13 protein-coding genes are annotated in these 15,670 nt (G+C 60.4%); 9 read left to right on the top strand and 4 right to left on the bottom strand.

The window, feature by feature from the left end:
* Window positions 1-50: 50 nt before the first annotated feature.
* Window positions 51-995: a GlxA family transcriptional regulator gene (locus tag Q8X48_RS17100; RefSeq protein ID WP_407799968.1), complete on the bottom strand. Its 945-nt coding sequence runs from the start codon at window positions 993-995 to the stop codon at window positions 51-53.
* 225 nt (window positions 996-1,220) lie between these two features.
* Here Q8X48_RS17100 and choX point away from each other — a divergent pair, with 225 nt between their 5' ends.
* The 6 genes from choX to Q8X48_RS17070 all read left to right on the top strand — a co-directional run bounded on the left by choX (window position 1,221) and on the right by Q8X48_RS17070 (window position 6,735).
* Window positions 1,221-2,165: a choline ABC transporter substrate-binding protein gene (gene choX, locus Q8X48_RS17095; RefSeq protein ID WP_407799969.1), complete on the top strand. Its 945-nt coding sequence runs from the start codon at window positions 1,221-1,223 to the stop codon at window positions 2,163-2,165.
* Between the two features lie 94 nt (window positions 2,166-2,259).
* Window positions 2,260-3,147: a 3-keto-5-aminohexanoate cleavage protein gene (locus Q8X48_RS17090; protein WP_007975497.1), complete on the top strand. Its 888-nt coding sequence runs from the start codon at window positions 2,260-2,262 to the stop codon at window positions 3,145-3,147.
* A gap of 143 nt (window positions 3,148-3,290) precedes the next feature.
* Window positions 3,291-4,256, top strand: coding sequence for an L-carnitine dehydrogenase (locus Q8X48_RS17085; RefSeq protein ID WP_407799970.1), 966 nt, complete (start codon window positions 3,291-3,293; stop codon window positions 4,254-4,256).
* Between the two features lie 164 nt (window positions 4,257-4,420).
* Complete coding sequence (locus tag Q8X48_RS17080) at window positions 4,421-4,897, top strand: thioesterase family protein (RefSeq protein WP_007975495.1); 477 nt, start codon at window positions 4,421-4,423, stop codon at window positions 4,895-4,897.
* Window positions 4,898-4,910: 13 nt separating this feature from the next.
* On the top strand, window positions 4,911-6,074 hold the full coding sequence (locus tag Q8X48_RS17075; protein WP_407799971.1) for a gamma-butyrobetaine dioxygenase: 1,164 nt from the start codon (window positions 4,911-4,913) through the stop codon (window positions 6,072-6,074).
* 394 nt (window positions 6,075-6,468) lie between these two features.
* Entirely contained in the window at window positions 6,469-6,735 is a 267-nt protein-coding gene (locus Q8X48_RS17070) for a hypothetical protein (RefSeq protein ID WP_007995656.1), read from the top strand.
* A gap of 112 nt (window positions 6,736-6,847) precedes the next feature.
* Here Q8X48_RS17070 and Q8X48_RS17065 read toward each other — a convergent pair whose 3' ends face one another.
* Both Q8X48_RS17065 and Q8X48_RS17060 read right to left on the bottom strand, forming a co-directional pair.
* Complete coding sequence (locus Q8X48_RS17065; RefSeq protein WP_007975492.1) at window positions 6,848-7,951, bottom strand: GlxA family transcriptional regulator; 1,104 nt, start codon at window positions 7,949-7,951, stop codon at window positions 6,848-6,850.
* 538 nt (window positions 7,952-8,489) lie between these two features.
* Window positions 8,490-9,866 carry an L-serine ammonia-lyase gene (locus tag Q8X48_RS17060; protein ID WP_407799972.1) on the bottom strand — a complete coding sequence of 459 codons (1,377 nt, stop codon included), beginning with the start codon at window positions 9,864-9,866 and terminating at the stop codon, window positions 8,490-8,492.
* 435 nt (window positions 9,867-10,301) lie between these two features.
* On the opposite strand from Q8X48_RS17060, the gene Q8X48_RS17055 reads away from it, so the two are divergent.
* From Q8X48_RS17055 to choV, 3 genes are all read left to right on the top strand, one after another.
* Window positions 10,302-11,249 carry a choline ABC transporter substrate-binding protein gene (locus Q8X48_RS17055; protein WP_407799973.1) on the top strand — a complete coding sequence of 316 codons (948 nt, stop codon included), beginning with the start codon at window positions 10,302-10,304 and terminating at the stop codon, window positions 11,247-11,249.
* A gap of 66 nt (window positions 11,250-11,315) precedes the next feature.
* Window positions 11,316-12,161, top strand: coding sequence for a choline ABC transporter permease subunit (gene choW, locus Q8X48_RS17050; protein ID WP_407799974.1), 846 nt, complete (start codon window positions 11,316-11,318; stop codon window positions 12,159-12,161).
* Window positions 12,158-13,336 (top strand): choline ABC transporter ATP-binding protein, encoded by a 1,179-nt coding sequence (gene choV, locus Q8X48_RS17045; RefSeq protein ID WP_015097151.1) that lies wholly within the window; start codon window positions 12,158-12,160, stop codon window positions 13,334-13,336. Before choW ends, choV begins: the two co-directional genes overlap by 4 nt.
* Window positions 13,337-13,591: 255 nt before the next feature.
* Here choV and Q8X48_RS17040 read toward each other — a convergent pair whose 3' ends face one another.
* Window positions 13,592-15,532: a BCCT family transporter gene (locus Q8X48_RS17040; protein ID WP_407800091.1), complete on the bottom strand. Its 1,941-nt coding sequence runs from the start codon at window positions 15,530-15,532 to the stop codon at window positions 13,592-13,594.
* Window positions 15,533-15,670 lie beyond the last annotated feature (138 nt).

Genomic DNA, 15,670 nt, shown 5'->3' with positions numbered 1-15,670 from the left:
AGTGCCGGCCTCATCGCGGGCAAGCCCGCTCCCACAGGTTTCTCGGGTGTTTATGCCTGCGCGGTGCGCCGATCCTCCCGCGGACAACGCTCATATTTCGCCCGATAACTGCGGGTGAAATACGACGGCGACTCAAACCCGCAGGCAATGCTCACCTCCAGCACGCTCATGTCGGTCTGCCGCAGCAACTGCCGCGCTTTTTCCAACCGTAACCGCAGATAGAAATTGCTCGGCGTATCGTGCAGGTGCAACCGAAACAACCGCTCCAACTGCCGCCGCGTCACCTTGATCGATTCCGCCAGTTCCAGCGTACTCAGCGGCGGTTCGCTGTGCTGTTCCATCTCGCCGATCACCTGCACCAGCTTCTTGTTACTGATGCCGTAGCGCGTGGCGACTTCCATGCGTTGGTGGTCTTTGCGCGGGCGGATGCGGCCGAGCACGAATTGCTCGCTGACCTGGATCGCCAGTTCCGGGCCATGGGCCTGGGCGATCAAATCCAGCATTAAATCGATGGAGGCGGTGCCGCCAGCGGAAGTGATGCGCCGACGGTCGATCTCGAACAGTTCCTGGGTGACGCTGAGCTGCGGATAGGACTCCTTGAAGGCGTCGATGGCTTCCCAGTGCAGGGTCAGGCGATGGCCGTCGAGCAAACCGGCCTCGGCGAGAATGAAACTGCCGGTGTCGATGGCGCCAAGGGTCACGCCTTCGTTGTCCAGTCGGCGCAACCAATGCTCAAGCGCCGGGGTGGCGAATTTCAGGGGTTCGAAGCCAGCAACCACCAACAAGGTCGCGCCTTTCTTCAGCGGCTCCAGCGCCGCATCGGCGTTGACCGACATACCGTTGCTGGCCAGCACTGCCCCGCCGTCCGCGCTCAACACATGCCAGCGATAGAGTTCGCCACGAAAGCGATTGGCGACCCGCAACGGCTCGATGGCCGAGATAAATCCGATGGCCGAGAAACCCGGCATCAACAAGAAATAGAAATCCTGGGACATGGAGCGCACTCGCTTAGCAGGTAACAAGAGGCCAGGTAACGAGAGGGCGGGCAGCGTAGGGATGTTGATACGCCAGTTGCAAGCGGCTTTCAAGAGCGCAGGTCGCTGCAGTGCAAGAGCTGGTCGCCGCAGTGCGCTTTCATCGGTGCTTTGCTGCGTAACTTTGCATCACCGGCGCATCAGACACCGGAACTCACAATAAACGAACTGCCGAGGAACCTGAGAATGAAACGACTGATCAGCAGCTGTGTTCTTGCACTCAGTGGTACCGCGTTACTGAGCGCCAGTGCCATGGCCGCCGAACCCGCCGCGTGCCAGAACGTGCGCATGGGTGTAGTGAACTGGACCGACGTGATCGCCACCAGTGCCATGGCCCAGGTATTGCTCGATGGCCTCGGCTACAGCACCAAACAAACCAGCGCCTCCCAGCAAATCATCTTCGCCGGGATCCGCGACCAGCGTCTGGATCTGTTCCTCGGGTACTGGAACCCGCTGATGACCCAGACCATCACCCCCTTCGTCGAGGCCAAGCAGGTCAAGGTGCTTGATGCGCCAAGCCTGCAAGACGCCCGCGCGACCCTCGCCGTGCCGACCTATCTCGCCGACAAGGGCCTGAAAACCTTCGCTGACATCGCCAAGTTCGAAAAAGAACTGGGCGGCAAGATCTACGGCATCGAGCCTGGCTCGGGCGCCAACACCCAGATCAAGGCGATGATCTCCAAGAACCAGTTCGGCCTCGGCAAGTTCCAGCTGGTCGAGTCCAGCGAAGCCGGCATGCTCGCCGCGGTGGATCGCGCCGTGCGTCGCAACGAAGCCGTGGTGTTCTTCGGTTGGGCGCCGCACCCGATGAACGTCAACGTGAAAATGACCTACCTCACCGGCAGCGACGACGCCCTCGGCCCGAACGAAGGCAAGGCCACCGTGTGGACCGTCACCGCACCGACTTACGCCCAGCAATGCCCGAACATCGGTCGCCTGCTGAGCAACCTGACGTTCACCGCCGAAGACGAGAGCCGGATGATGCAGCCACTGCTGGATCACAAGGACGCTTTCGAGTCGGCCAGACAATGGCTCAAGGATCACCCGCAGGACAAAAAACGCTGGCTTGAAGGCGTCACCACCTTCGATGGCAAACCGGCCGCTGAAAACCTGCAACTGACCAGTAAATAAACCCGAACCCACCACCGTTCGCAGCCCCAAGGGGCTGCGAACGGGATCACCACGCCTGGCCAAAACCAAAAACTCGCCTGTAAGGAACCGCCAAATGAACCACGACGTCATCATCACCTGCGCACTCACCGGTGCTGGCGACACGACCAGCAAGAGCCCACACGTGCCGGTCACCCCAAAACAGATCGCGGCTGCCGCCGTGGAAGCCGCCAAGGCCGGTGCCACCGTGGTTCACTGCCATGTGCGCGACCCGCAAACCGGCAAGTTCAGCCGTGATGTGGCGCTGTATCGCGAGGTGATGGAGCGTATCCGCGAGGCGGACGTGGACATCATCGTCAACCTCACCGCCGGCATGGGCGGCGACCTGGAAATCGGTGCCGGCGAAAATCCGATGGAATTCGGCCCGAACACCGATCTGGTCGGCCCGCTGACTCGTCTGGCCCATGTCGAAGAACTGCTGCCGGAAATCTGCACCCTCGATTGCGGCACCCTGAACTTCGGCGACGGCGACACCATTTACGTTTCTACCCCGGCCCAGCTCCGCGCTGGCGCCAAACGCATTCAAGAGCTGGGCGTGAAGGCCGAGCTGGAAATCTTCGACACCGGTCACCTGTGGTTCGCCAAGCAGATGATCAAGGAAGGCCTGCTCGACAACCCGTTGTTCCAGCTGTGCCTGGGCATCCCGTGGGGTGCGCCGGCGGACACCACCACCATGAAAGCCATGGTCGACAATCTGCCGGCCGACGCGGTCTGGGCCGGCTTCGGTATCGGTCGCATGCAGATGCCGATGGCGGCGCAAGCGGTGTTGCTCGGCGGCAACGTGCGGGTCGGGCTGGAGGACAACCTGTGGCTGGACAAGGGCGTGCTGGCGACCAACGGCCAACTGGTCGAACGCGCCACGGAAATCCTCAGCCGCCTTGGTGCCCGCGTGCTCACCCCCGCTGAAGGCCGCAAGAAAATGGGCCTGACCCAGCGCGGTTAATTCACAACAACTTTCCCCCTGTGGGAGCGAGCTTGCTCGCGATGACATCGGTACATCCGAAGCATCATCTGCGGCAGGAATACCGCCATCGCGAGCAAGCTCGCTCCCACAGTTTTTTTCCGAGCCAAATTCAGGAATTGACCATGAGCTTCATCACCGAAATCAAAATCTTCGCCGCCCTGGGCAGCGGTGTCATCGGCAGCGGCTGGGTGTCCCGCGCCCTCGCCCATGGCCTGGACGTAGTGGCCTGGGACCCGGCACCAGGCGCTGAAGCAGCCCTGCGCAAACGCGTCGCCAACGCCTGGGGTGCACTGGAGAAACAAGGACTGGCACCGGGTGCATCGCAGGATCGCCTGCGTTTTGTCGCGACCATCGAAGAATGCGTTCGCGACGCTGACTTCATCCAGGAAAGTGCCCCGGAACGCCTTGAGCTGAAACTGGACCTGCACAGCAAAATCAGCGCGGCGGCCAAGCCCAATGCGTTGATCGGCTCCAGCACCTCCGGCCTGCTGCCGAGCGAGTTCTACGAGAGCGCCACGCACCCGGAACGCTGCGTGGTCGGTCACCCGTTCAACCCGGTTTACCTGCTACCGCTGGTCGAAGTGGTTGGCGGCAAAAACACCGCGCCCGAAGCCGTGCAAGCGGCGATGAAAGTCTATGAATCCTTGGGGATGCGCCCGTTGCACGTGCGCAAGGAAGTGCCGGGGTTCATCGCCGACCGCCTGCTCGAAGCGCTGTGGCGTGAGGCGCTGCACCTGGTCAACGACGGCGTGGCGACTACCGGTGAAATCGACGATGCGATCCGCTTCGGCGCGGGCTTGCGCTGGTCGTTCATGGGCACCTTCCTGACCTACACCCTGGCCGGTGGTGATGCCGGCATGCGTCACTTCATGGCGCAGTTCGGCCCGGCGTTGCAGTTGCCGTGGACTTACCTGCCGGCGCCGGAACTGACCGACAAACTGATCGACGACGTGGTCGACGGCACCAGCGATCAACTGGGTAAACACAGCATTTCAGCGCTGGAGCGCTATCGTGATGACTGCCTGCTGGCAGTGCTCGAGGCGGTGAAGACCACCAAAGAGAAGCATGGGATGGCTTTCAGCGAGTAAGCCCAGGCTGTGGGGCCAGCAGCACTGGCCCCATCGCGAGCAAGCTCGCTCCCACAGGGGATCTGCTGAGTGACATAGATTGTATTCACACTGCACATCACTGTGGGAGCGAGCTTGCTCGCGATAGCGGCAGTCCAGTCACCACACAAATTGGATCAGAAACCATGCCCACCCTCACCACCTACCAAACCACCATCATCCCCGACTGGGTCGACTACAACGGCCACCTGCGCGACGCCTTCTACCTGCTGATTTTCAGCTACGCCACCGATGCCCTGATGGATCGCCTGGGCCTGGACAGCGACAGCCGGGAAGCCAGCGGCAACTCGCTGTTCACTCTCGAACTGCACCTCAATTATCTGCACGAAGTGAAACTCGACGCCCAAGTCGAAGTGCACACCCAAATCATTGCCCACGACAGCAAACGCCTGCACCTCTATCACAGCCTGCATCGGGTCGGTGATGCCCAGGAGCTTGCAGGCAACGAACAGATGCTGCTGCACGTGGATCTCGCCGGACCTCGTTCGGCCCCGTTCAGCGAACAGTCCTTGAATCGGCTGCAAGCCATCGTCGCCGAACAGGCGGACCTGCCAACGCCCGGGTACATTGGCCGAGTGATCGCATTACCCCCAAAAAAATAACAAGGAGATCGCCATGAACACCGCCGCTGCATTTGCCGACTTTCGTACCTATCCGTTGATCAGCGCACTGACTGGCGTGCAGACACTGGCGGACCGGGTTCTGGTGAAGTGGGCCGACGATCGCGTCAGCCCTTTCCACCATCAATGGCTGCGGGATAACTGCCCGTGCCCGCAGTGCGTCTACACCGTGACCCGCGAGCAAGTGCTGGAAATCGTCGATGTGGCTCAAGACCTGATGCCCGACGCCGTACACATTGACAGCGAAGGTTGCCTGTCGGTGGATTGGCAGGATGGCCACACCAGCCGCTTCGATCCCGGCTGGCTGCGCGCCCACGCCTATGACGATGAATCCCGCGCCGAACGCCTGGCACACAAGCCCAAAGCCAGGCTCTGGCACAGCGATTTGCAGTTGCCGGTGTTCGAATATCAAGCACTGATGAACGACCCGCAGGCGTTGCTGCAATGGCTGCTGGCGGTTCGCGATGTCGGCCTGACCCAGGTTCGTGGCGTGCCCACCGAGACCGGCTCTCTGAAGCTGATCGCGCAACGGATTTCCTTCATCCGCGAGAGCAATTTCGGCGTGCTGTTCAACGTGCAATCCAAAGCCGACGCCGACAGCAACGCCTACACCGCTTTCAACCTGCCGCTGCACAGTGATTTGCCGACCCGAGAGCTGCAACCGGGGCTGCAATTCTTGCATTGCCTGGTCAATGACGCCGAGGGTGGCGAAAGCATTTTTGTCGACGGGTTTGCCATCGCCGATGCGCTGCGTCGCGAAGACCCGGAGTCATTCAAAAGCCTTTGCGAAATCCCCGTAGAGTTTCGCAACAAAGACCGCCACAGCGACTACCGCTGCCTCGCGCCGATCATTGCCCTGGACACGTTGGGGCAGGTATCGGAAATCCGCATGGCGAACTTTCTGCGCGGACCGTTCGACACCTCGGTGGAGCAGATGCCCAGGCTCTATCACGCCTACCGGCGCTTTATCGCGATGACGCGCGAACCCCGCTTCCGCCTGATGCAGCGGCTCAATCCCGGCGAGCTGTGGTGCTTCGACAACCGCCGTACCCTGCACGCCCGCAACGCCTTCGACCCCGCCACCGGGGCGCGGCACTTCCAGGGTTGCTATGTCGACCGGGATGAGTTGTTGTCGCGGATTCTCGTATTACAACGCTAGACCGCGCCATCGTTCATCGCGGGCAAGCCACGCTCCCACAGGATCGAAGTCACCACAGGTTTGGTGAGCGACGCCCAAACCTGTGGGAGCGTGGCTTGCCCGCGATGGCGTCAGTACCGGCACCTCATATGTCCCTGATTCACAGACAAAAAAAGCCCCGATCAAGCCGTGACAGGATCGAGGCAGAGGGTACTGTTGAGGAGCTGCCGTGCGAGGGTGACCAAACCTTCGTGAAGCGAGCTGAGCCCAGTGTGCCCACTCCTCCAAACGGCAAGTTAGTCGAAAACGACCTGTTCATAGCCATTGCGGCCATTGCGACAATTCGCCCTTGCCGCTACTGCGTGGCCCTACCAGAATCGAGCCACGACACCGTTCCCTGAAGAAGGATTGCGTCATGATGCACGCCGATTTGATAGACCAGGAAGACCTGTTGGGCCAGCTCAAGTCGTTGGGATTCGAGGTGCCCACCGGCGCCACCGCCGAGCAGGCCTGTGAGTGTGCGGTACGGGGTTTGAACGATGTACGGGCGATGACACTGCGGACCATGGTCAAGCAGATGTACACCAGCAGCGCGACCATCCTGCCGGCGGTGCGCCAGGCGATCGACAAGCAGTTGTTGCCGGCATTGGCGGAGTATCAGCAGAGCCACACAGGCCGATAAAAATCCTTCGCGGGCAAGCCCGCTCCCACAGGCTTTGAGTCAGAGCATTAATTTTGTGCTCGACACAAAGCCCTGTGGGAGCGGGCTTGCCCGCGATTGAAGGCGCCTCGGTTTAAAGCCTTACACTGGCAAACGTCGACTCATTACGCGCCTGGCTCAACGCCGACAACGGCCCGGACAACGGCGACAGCACCAAGGCTTGCGGCAACGGCATCATCGCCACTTGCTGGGTAGTGTTGGAGCCTACGCGCTCGTCACGCGGCGGAATGCCGAAGTATTCGCGGTAGCACTTGGAGAAGTGCGGCGTGGACACGAAACCGCACACCGACGCCACTTCGATGATCGACATCGGCGTTTGCTTGAGCAGTTGCCGGGCGCGGATCAGGCGCAGCTTGAGGTAGTAACGCGACGGCGAGCAGTGCAGGTATTTCTGGAACAGGCGCTCGAGCTGACGACGGGATACCGCGACATAGACGGCCAGTTCGTCGAGATCGATCGGCTCTTCGAGGTTGGCTTCCATCAGCGCAACGATTTCCTGCAGTTTTGGCTGATTCGTGCCGAGCATATGCTTGAGCGGCACACGCTGGTGATCCTGCTCGTTGCGGATGCGCTCGTAGACGAACATTTCCGAAATGGCCGCCGACAATTCACGGCCGTGATCGCGGCTGATCAGGTGCAGCATCATGTCCAGCGGCGCGGTGCCGCCGGAGCTGGTGAAACGGTTACGGTCGAGGGTGAACAGGCGGGTGCTCATGGCCACCCGCGGGAAAGCTTCCTGCATGGCTGCCAGGCATTCCCAGTGCACGCTGCAATCGAAGCCGTCGAGCAGGCCGGCGCAGGCCAGGGCCCAGCTGCCGGTGCACACCGCGCCGAGGCGGCGGGACTGGCGGGCCTGGCTTTGCAGCCAGGACACGTGTTCACGGGTAACAGTGCGTTGAATACCGATACCGCCGCAGACGATGACGGTGTCCATTGGCGGAGCTTTGTGCATGGAGGCGTCGGGGGTGATCTGCAGGCCATCACTGGCCCAGACCTGGCCGCCATCGACGGTGAGGGTGGTCCAACGGTACAGCTCGCGACCGGACAACTGGTTGGCCATGCGCAGGGGTTCCACTGCGGACGCCAGAGAAATCAGCGTGAAATTGTCCAGCAGCAGAAAGCCGATGGATTGAGGCGCACGGTTCTGGGGTTGGGCCCCGGAGTTGAACGTCGTCATCGCGGTATCTCCTCACACAAAGCGGGTGATGGCCTCAGGCGGAGGCTCTTTTTATTGCCATCGTTCTCGCGTGGGAGACGGGCTTTGTAATGACAGAGCAATTGCCATGCCTAAATTTGAATGCGCGTTCAATAACTCCTAAAAACGACGTCGGAATGTGTCTATATATGTCTTGCAAGGCGTGGGGATTTAAATGGCCATCAGGACGGGCAAGCGCCCCGGCTCACGAGCGGTGAGCAATTCGGTAGCACTTGTGGGAACAGCGTTGCGCCGCACTGGAAAGGAGTGTCACCGCAGGCACGGGTGACGAGCGGTCGAGGGCTGGTTGGCCCTCGATCAGTGGCAAGACAATTTATCTGTGAGCGACGCGCTAAAAGGAGGCGCGTTTTAATCCGGGTGTTCACTTAGCGCGCAGTTTTGACTGCTCTGGCGCTATCGCGAGCAAGCTCGCTCCCACAGGGATCAAGGTGAACACAATTTTTGTGACCGACGCAAAACCTGTGGGAGCGAGCTTGCTCGCGATGGGGTCGACGCGGTCTCAACACTCCACAGCACTCACCGCCAACCCGCCCCGCGATGTCTCCTTATATTTGTCATGCATGTCGGCACCGGTATCGCGCATGGTACGGATCACCCGGTCCAGCGAAATAAAGTGCTGGCCATCGCCCCGCAATGCCATCTGCGCAGCATTGATCGCCTTCACCGCTGCAATCGCATTGCGCTCGATGCACGGCACCTGGACCAGTCCACCCACCGGGTCACAGGTCAGGCCGAGGTTGTGTTCCAGACCGATTTCCGCCGCGTTGCACAGTTGCTCTGGCGTGGCGCCAAGGATTTCCGCCAGCCCGGCGGCCGCCATGGCGCAGGCCGAACCGACTTCGCCCTGACAACCGACTTCGGCACCGGAGATCGAGGCGTTCTTCTTGCACAGGATGCCCACCGCCGCCGCACCGAGGAAGTAGTCGACGACATTGGCGTCGGTCACAGCCTCACTGAACTTCATGAAGTAGTGCAGCACGGCCGGAATGATCCCCGCCGCGCCGTTGGTCGGTGCCGTGACCATGCGCCCGCCGGCGGCGTTTTCTTCGTTGACCGCCAGGGCGAACAGGTTGACCCATTCCATGGCGCTCAAGGTCGAGCCAATCACGTTGGGTTTGTTCAGTTCCTGCAGGCTGCGATGCAGCTTGGCCGCGCGGCGGCGCACGTTCAGCCCGCCGGGCAGGATGCCTTCGTGTTTCAGGCCCTGTTCGACGCAATCCTGCATGGCGCGCCAGAGCTTCATCAGACCGCTGCGGATTTCCTCTTCGCTGCGCCAGACTTTCTCGTTGGCCATCATTAATTCCGCCACGCGCAGGTTGTGCTTCTTGCACAGCTGCAACAGCTCGGCGGCGCTGGAAAAGTCATAAGGAAGTACGGTGCGATCCAGATCCACGACACCGCTGGAGGCTTGCGCCTCATCGACGACAAAACCGCCGCCGACCGAATAGTAGGTGTCGCGATGCAATTCGCCGTCATCGCCTTCGACAATCAGGGTCATGGCGTTGGGGTGGAACGGCAGGTTTTCGTCGATAAGGCGCATGTCCCGAGCCCAGACGAACGGCACCGGCAGGCGACCGTCGAGCAACAGCGTGTCGGTTTCGCGCAGTGCCTGGATACGGATGCCGATTTGCGACGGATCGATCGCATCCGGCCACTCGCCCATCAGGCCCATGATCACCGCGTTGTCGCTGCCGTGACCGATGCCGGTGGCCGATAACGAGCCGAACAGCTGGACTTCGACACGCCGCACCTGTTCCAGCAGACCCCGCTCGCGCAAGCCCTGCGCAAACAATGCCGCTGCCCGCATGGGCCCCACGGTGTGCGAACTGGAAGGGCCGATGCCGATTTTGAACAGGTCGAAAACACTGATAGCCATGACTGCCGAACTCCTGAATGGGCCCACTGCGCACGCCAAAGCGCAGGGTGACGGAGCTGCTACGCTCAAGCTGCAATCCGCCGAGATGGCCGCATCATCAAGCTTTTATCCAGTTGTTCGACGTCTCTAACCGACGCACTCATGCCCACCAGCGCCGCGTGTCTTTTACGCCGTGTTTTCGCCGTTTTTTTGCGGTTCAGAGGGGAAAAAAGAGCTGAAAAAATCTGTAAACGACGTCACCGACACTGGATGCGACCATCCCTGTACTGGATACGACGCACCCTGTAGGCGTCAGATTTTCACTGGTACATGATCGTATCGACTCGATTGCAAGGCGCCGTGGTAGAGCTGTCTCCAGAACGCCATCCAACCGCAACCTATAAGTGCGGTGGTCCAGTCGGAACACTGCCAAAAAAAACACCAAGGAGTCCATCCATGAAAGGTTCCCCGTCGTTGTTGTTGGCCGCCATGCTTAGTCTGCCGGTTCTGGCGCAAGCCGCAGAACCGGCGCAGTGCAGTACCGTAAACTTCTCCGATGTCGGCTGGACCGACATCACCGCGACAACCGCGACGACCAGCGTCGTGCTCAACGCCCTCGGCTACAAGACCAAGACCACCATGATTTCCGTGCCCGTGACCTACAAGTCGCTTGCCGATGGCAAGAACATGGACGTGTTCCTGGGGAACTGGATGCCGACCATGGAAAACGACATCAAGGCCTACCGCGATGCCGGCACAGTGGAAACCGTGCGCACCAACCTCAAGGGTGCCAAGTACACCCTCGCCGTCCCTCAAGCGCTGTACGACAAGGGGCTGCATGACTTCGCCGACATCGCCAAATTCAAGAAAGAGCTCGATGGCAAGATCTACGGCATCGAGCCTGGCAACGATGGCAACCGCCTGATCCAGTCGATGATCGACAAGAACGCCTTCGGCCTCAAGGACGCGGGCTTCAAGGTCGTCGAGTCCAGCGAAGCAGGCATGCTGTCGCAGGTCGACCGCGCACAGAAACGCGACACCGCCGTGGTCTTCCTCGGCTGGGCGCCGCACCCGATGAACAAGCGCTTCAAGATTCAATACCTGACCGGCGGCGACGATTTCTTCGGCCCCGACTTTGGCGCCGCCACCGTGGCGACCAACACCCGCAAGGGCTACGCCGAGGAATGCAGCAACGTCGGTCAGTTGCTGAAAAACCTGGAGTTCACGGTCGACATGGAAAGCGAACTGATGGGCAACATCCTGGACGACAAGATGAAGCCTGACGCGGCCGCCAAGGCCTGGCTGAAAAAGAATCCACAGGTGCTCGATACCTGGCTCGCTGGCGTGACCACCACTGACGGTAAACCTGGCCTGGAAGCCGTGAAAGCCAAGCTCGCACAGTAATCGCTTATGCCGGACGGCCCACGCCGTCCGGGCTGTTTATTTCCTTGCATGCGGACGTTCACTACCATGCTGATTGATCAGAAAATACCTCTAGGCCAGTACATCTCGGGCTTCGTTGAATGGTTGACGCAACACGGCGCCAGCACCTTCGACGCAATCGCCGTGACACTGGAAACGATGATCCACGGCGTGACATTTGCGCTGACCTGGTTCAACCCGCTGGTGCTGATCGGCCTGATCGCTCTACTGGCACACTTCATTCAACGCAAATGGGGCCTGACCGCGTTTGTCGTTGCCTCTTTTCTGCTGATCCTCAATCTGGGGTACTGGCAGGAAACCATGGAAACCCTCGCCCAGGTGTTGTTCGCCACCCTGGTCTGCGTGCTCATTGGCGTGCCCCTGGGCATCGTCGCCGCGCACAAGCCGATGTTCTATACTGTAATGCGTCCGGTACTCGATCTGATGCAGACCGTACCGACCTTCGTGTACCTCATTCCTACCCTGACCCTCTTCGGTCTGGGTGTGGTCCCGGGCCTGATTTCGACGGTGGTGTTCGCGATTGCCGCGCCCATCCGCCTGACCTACCTGGGTATCCGCGATGTTCCGGAAGAATTGATGGACGCCGGCAAGGCCTTTGGCTGCTCCCGACGTCAGCTGCTCTCGCGAATCGAACTGCCCCACGCCATGCCAAGCATCGCGGCAGGCATCACCCAGTGCATCATGCTGTCTCTTTCGATGGTGGTGATCGCGGCACTGGTGGGTGCCGATGGTTTGGGCAAACCGGTGGTCAACGCACTGAACACTGCTGATATCGCCCTGGGCTTCGAAGCAGGCCTGGCGATCGTACTGCTGGCGATCATGCTCGACCGTATCTGCAAACAACCCGACGCCAAGGTAGGGGGTGACGCATGAGCATTATTCGCTTCGATAACGTTGACGTTATCTTCTCCAAAGATCCACGCGAGGCGCTCAAGCTGCTGGATCAGGGCATGACCCGCAACGAGATCCTGAAAAAGACCGGGCAGATCGTCGGTGTTGAAAAAGCCAGCCTGGATATCGAAAAAGGTGAAATCTGCGTACTGATGGGCTTGTCCGGTTCCGGCAAATCCAGCCTGCTGCGCTGCATCAACGGCCTGAACACCGTCAGCCGTGGCAAGTTGTTCGTCGAGCACGAAGGCAAGCAGATCGACATCGCCTCCTGCAGCCCGGCCGAACTGAAAATGATGCGCACCAAACGCATCGCGATGGTGTTCCAGAAGTTCGCCTTGATGCCTTGGCTGACCGTTCGCGAGAACATCAGCTTCGGCTTGGAAATGCAGGGTCGGCCCGAGAAGGAACGACGCAAACTGGTGGACGACAAGCTTGAGCTGGTAGGCCTGACCCAGTGGCGCAACAAGAAACCCAACGAGCTGTCCGGTGGTATGCAACAACGCGTGGGCCTGGCCCGTGCCCTGGCGATGGACGCCGACATCCTGCTGATGGACGAACCGTTCTCGGCACTCGACCCGCTGATCCGCCAGGGTCTGCAGGACGAACTGCTGGAACTGCAACGCAAGCTGAGCAAAACCATCGTGTTCGTAAGCCACGACCTCGACGAAGCCCTGAAACTGGGCTCCCGCATCGCGATCATGAAAGACGGCCGGATCATCCAGTACAGCAAACCGGAAGAAATCGTCCTCAACCCTGCGGACGACTACGTGCGGACCTTCGTGGCCCACACCAACCCGCTGAACGTACTGTGCGGCCGCAGCCTGATGCGCACCCTGGACAATTGCAAACGCATCAACGGTTCGGTGTGCCTGGATCCAGGCGGTGATTCGTGGCTGGATCTGGCTGAAGGCAACACCATCAAGGGCGCTCGCCAGAACGGGTCTGCGCTGGACTTGCAGAACTGGATACCGGGTCAGGCCGTTGAAGGCCTGGGTCGTCGACCCACCCTGGTGGACTCGAACATCGGCATGCGCGATGCGCTGCAGATTCGTTATCAGACCGGCAACAAGCTGGTGCTGCATGACAACAACAAGGTGGTGGGGATTCTGGGCGACAGCGAGCTGTATCACGCACTGCTCGGCAAGAACCTGGGGTAAGGCAACAGACACAAAAACGCCGCGAGAGAATCGCGGCGTTTTTGTTTATGGGGTATCGGGTCAAACAGCTTTGCCGCTGATGACCCCTTCGCGAGCGAGCCCGCTCCCATATGTACGGTGAACAACCTGTGGGAGCGAGCTTGCTCGCGATGAGGGCTTAACATTCAACATGAGTGTTGACTGTCCCTCCGCTATCGCGAGCAAGCTCGCTCCCACAGGGATTGCGGTGCATTCCGTACACCGCAGACCCAAGCTTTAGCTATAAACCCGGCCAAGCAGTTGCCGATGGCTTTCAAACTGATCGAGCACGTCACGGGTGATCTGATCTTGAGTGAAACCCATCAAGTCGTAGTCCTGGCTACCGTTATGCAGGTAAACCTCGGCGCGATAGAAACGCTGACGCGCCTCATCGGACTGTGCCGATTCAGTCGGCGTGGCCAGGTAACCGTCCAGGCTGACTTCGTAGACAAACGGGTTGCCCTCTTCCATCTCGACGCGCACGCCCATGCAACGCTTGGACTTGCCCAGCAGCGTCTGAACCTGCAGACCTTGAGCACGCATTTGCGCCGTCGCATCTTCCAGCGCCGGGCTCACTTGCTTGTCCATGAAGCGCTGCACCACCGACTGGCTCGGCTGCAAGTCCAGCTGGGTCAAACGCTCGCTGAAACCACGACGACCGCGTGCCGCCAGTTCCGCTTGCTCCTGTTCGATCTGCACGTCCTGGCGCATGGCCTTGTGCAAGCCGAACATGAAGAACACCAGCACCACCGAGAACGGCAGACCAGCCAGTACCACCATGGTTTGCATGGCTTCGAAGTTACCGGCGAACAGCAGGCCGATGGTCACCAGGGTGATCACCACCGACCAGAAGATCCGCAGCCAGTGCGGCGCGTCTTCATCGACGGTACCGCCCTTGCACGACAGGTTGGCCATCATCACCGCGCCGGAATCCGCCGGGGTCAGGAACAGCACGAAACCAACGAAAATCGATACGCCGATCACCACCTTCGACGCCGGGTAATGCTCAAGCAACTGGTAGATCGCCATGGATGGCTGTTCCAGCGCCGTTTTTCCAAGCTCCACCGCCCCATGGTTCATCACCAGGTCCAGGGCCGAGTTACCGAAGATCGACAGCCACGCCAGGGTGAAGCCCAGCGGAATCAGCAGTACGCCGGCCACCATTTCACGCACCGTGCGACCACGGGAAATACGTGCGATGAACATGCCCACGAAGGGTGCCCAGGAAATCCACCAGGCCCAGTAGAACAGGGTCCACAGGCCCAACCAGCGGTCGGACTTCTCGGCGTCGCCTTCATACACATAGAGGTCGAAGGTCTTCAGCACCACGCCGTTCAGGTAGTCGCCGACGTTCTGCACGAAGCCGTTGAGCAGGTGCAGGGTCGGGCCGAACAGCAGGACGAAAATCAGCAGGCCGCTGAACAGCACAATGTTCAGGTTGGACAGACGACGGATGCCGTTTTCCACGCCCGACACAGCGGCGATGGTCGCCACGGTGCTCATCACAATGATCACGATCAGCAGGTTGGTGTTGCTGTGCTCCATGCCGAACAGGTTTTCAAGGCCCGACGACACTTGCAACGAACCGATCCCCAGGTTGGTCACCAGACCCAGCAGGGTCACGAACATGCCGAAGCCGTCCACCGCATGACCGGCCGCGCCCTTGACCCAGCGCTCACCCACCAGCGGATACAGCGCCGAACGCAACGCCAACGGCTGGTTATGGCGGTAGGCAAAGTACGCCACCGCCAAGCCGACCAGCGCGTAAATCGCCCAGCCGTGCAGGCCCCAATGCAGGAACGTCAGTTGCACTGCCTGACGTGCCGCGAGGTTACTGCCGGCCACGCCTTCCGGCGGGTTGAAGTAGTGGTCCAGCGGTTCGGACGCGCCGAAATACAGCAACGAGATGCCGATACCCGAGGAAAACAGCATCCCCGCCCAGGCGCCGTAGCTGAAGTCCGGGGTGTCGTCCTTGCTGCCCAGCTTGAGTTTGCCGTAGGACGAAAACGCCAGGCCGACGACGAAAATCAGATAGGCGGCAATCACCACCATGTAGTACCAGCCGAAGCTGCGGGACAACCAGGCTTGCGCCGTACCCAGCATTCTGCCGGCCTCTTGCGGGGCGATGATCAGAATGGCGGTCAACAACAGAATCAACGCGGTAGAGGTGTAGAACACCCAACCGTTGACCGACACCTTCTGCGGTGGGGTCTTTATTAGCGAGGCAGAACTCATGGCACAGATGCTCCGGGCAGTGCGAGAGAAGAACGCAAGGCAAACGAGTTACCCGACCAATCGGTTAGTGGGCAGCCGACC

Source organism: Pseudomonas sp. QLc11A (assembly GCF_052112305.1).
Lineage (GTDB): Bacteria > Pseudomonadota > Gammaproteobacteria > Pseudomonadales > Pseudomonadaceae > Aquipseudomonas > Aquipseudomonas laurylsulfatiphila.
The sequence above is the reverse complement of the archived record's forward strand: the minus strand, read 5'-3'. Positions and strand labels throughout refer to the sequence as shown.

Bases quoted from the DNA above. Each gene is read 5' to 3' on its own strand.
- Q8X48_RS17100 (WP_407799968.1), bottom strand. From the start codon at position 995: ATGTCCCAGGATTTCTATTTCTTGTTGATGCCGGGTTTCTCGGCCATC.
- choX (WP_407799969.1), top strand. From the start codon at position 1,221: ATGAAACGACTGATCAGCAGCTGTGTTCTTGCACTCAGTGGTACCGCG.
- Q8X48_RS17090 (WP_007975497.1), top strand. From the start codon at position 2,260: ATGAACCACGACGTCATCATCACCTGCGCACTCACCGGTGCTGGCGAC.
- Q8X48_RS17085 (WP_407799970.1), top strand. From the start codon at position 3,291: ATGAGCTTCATCACCGAAATCAAAATCTTCGCCGCCCTGGGCAGCGGT.
- Q8X48_RS17080 (WP_007975495.1), top strand. From the start codon at position 4,421: ATGCCCACCCTCACCACCTACCAAACCACCATCATCCCCGACTGGGTC.
- Q8X48_RS17075 (WP_407799971.1), top strand. From the start codon at position 4,911: ATGAACACCGCCGCTGCATTTGCCGACTTTCGTACCTATCCGTTGATC.
- Q8X48_RS17070 (WP_007995656.1), top strand. From the start codon at position 6,469: ATGATGCACGCCGATTTGATAGACCAGGAAGACCTGTTGGGCCAGCTC.
- Q8X48_RS17065 (WP_007975492.1), bottom strand. From the start codon at position 7,951: ATGACGACGTTCAACTCCGGGGCCCAACCCCAGAACCGTGCGCCTCAA.
- Q8X48_RS17060 (WP_407799972.1), bottom strand. From the start codon at position 9,866: ATGGCTATCAGTGTTTTCGACCTGTTCAAAATCGGCATCGGCCCTTCC.
- Q8X48_RS17055 (WP_407799973.1), top strand. From the start codon at position 10,302: ATGAAAGGTTCCCCGTCGTTGTTGTTGGCCGCCATGCTTAGTCTGCCG.
- choW (WP_407799974.1), top strand. From the start codon at position 11,316: ATGCTGATTGATCAGAAAATACCTCTAGGCCAGTACATCTCGGGCTTC.
- choV (WP_015097151.1), top strand. From the start codon at position 12,158: ATGAGCATTATTCGCTTCGATAACGTTGACGTTATCTTCTCCAAAGAT.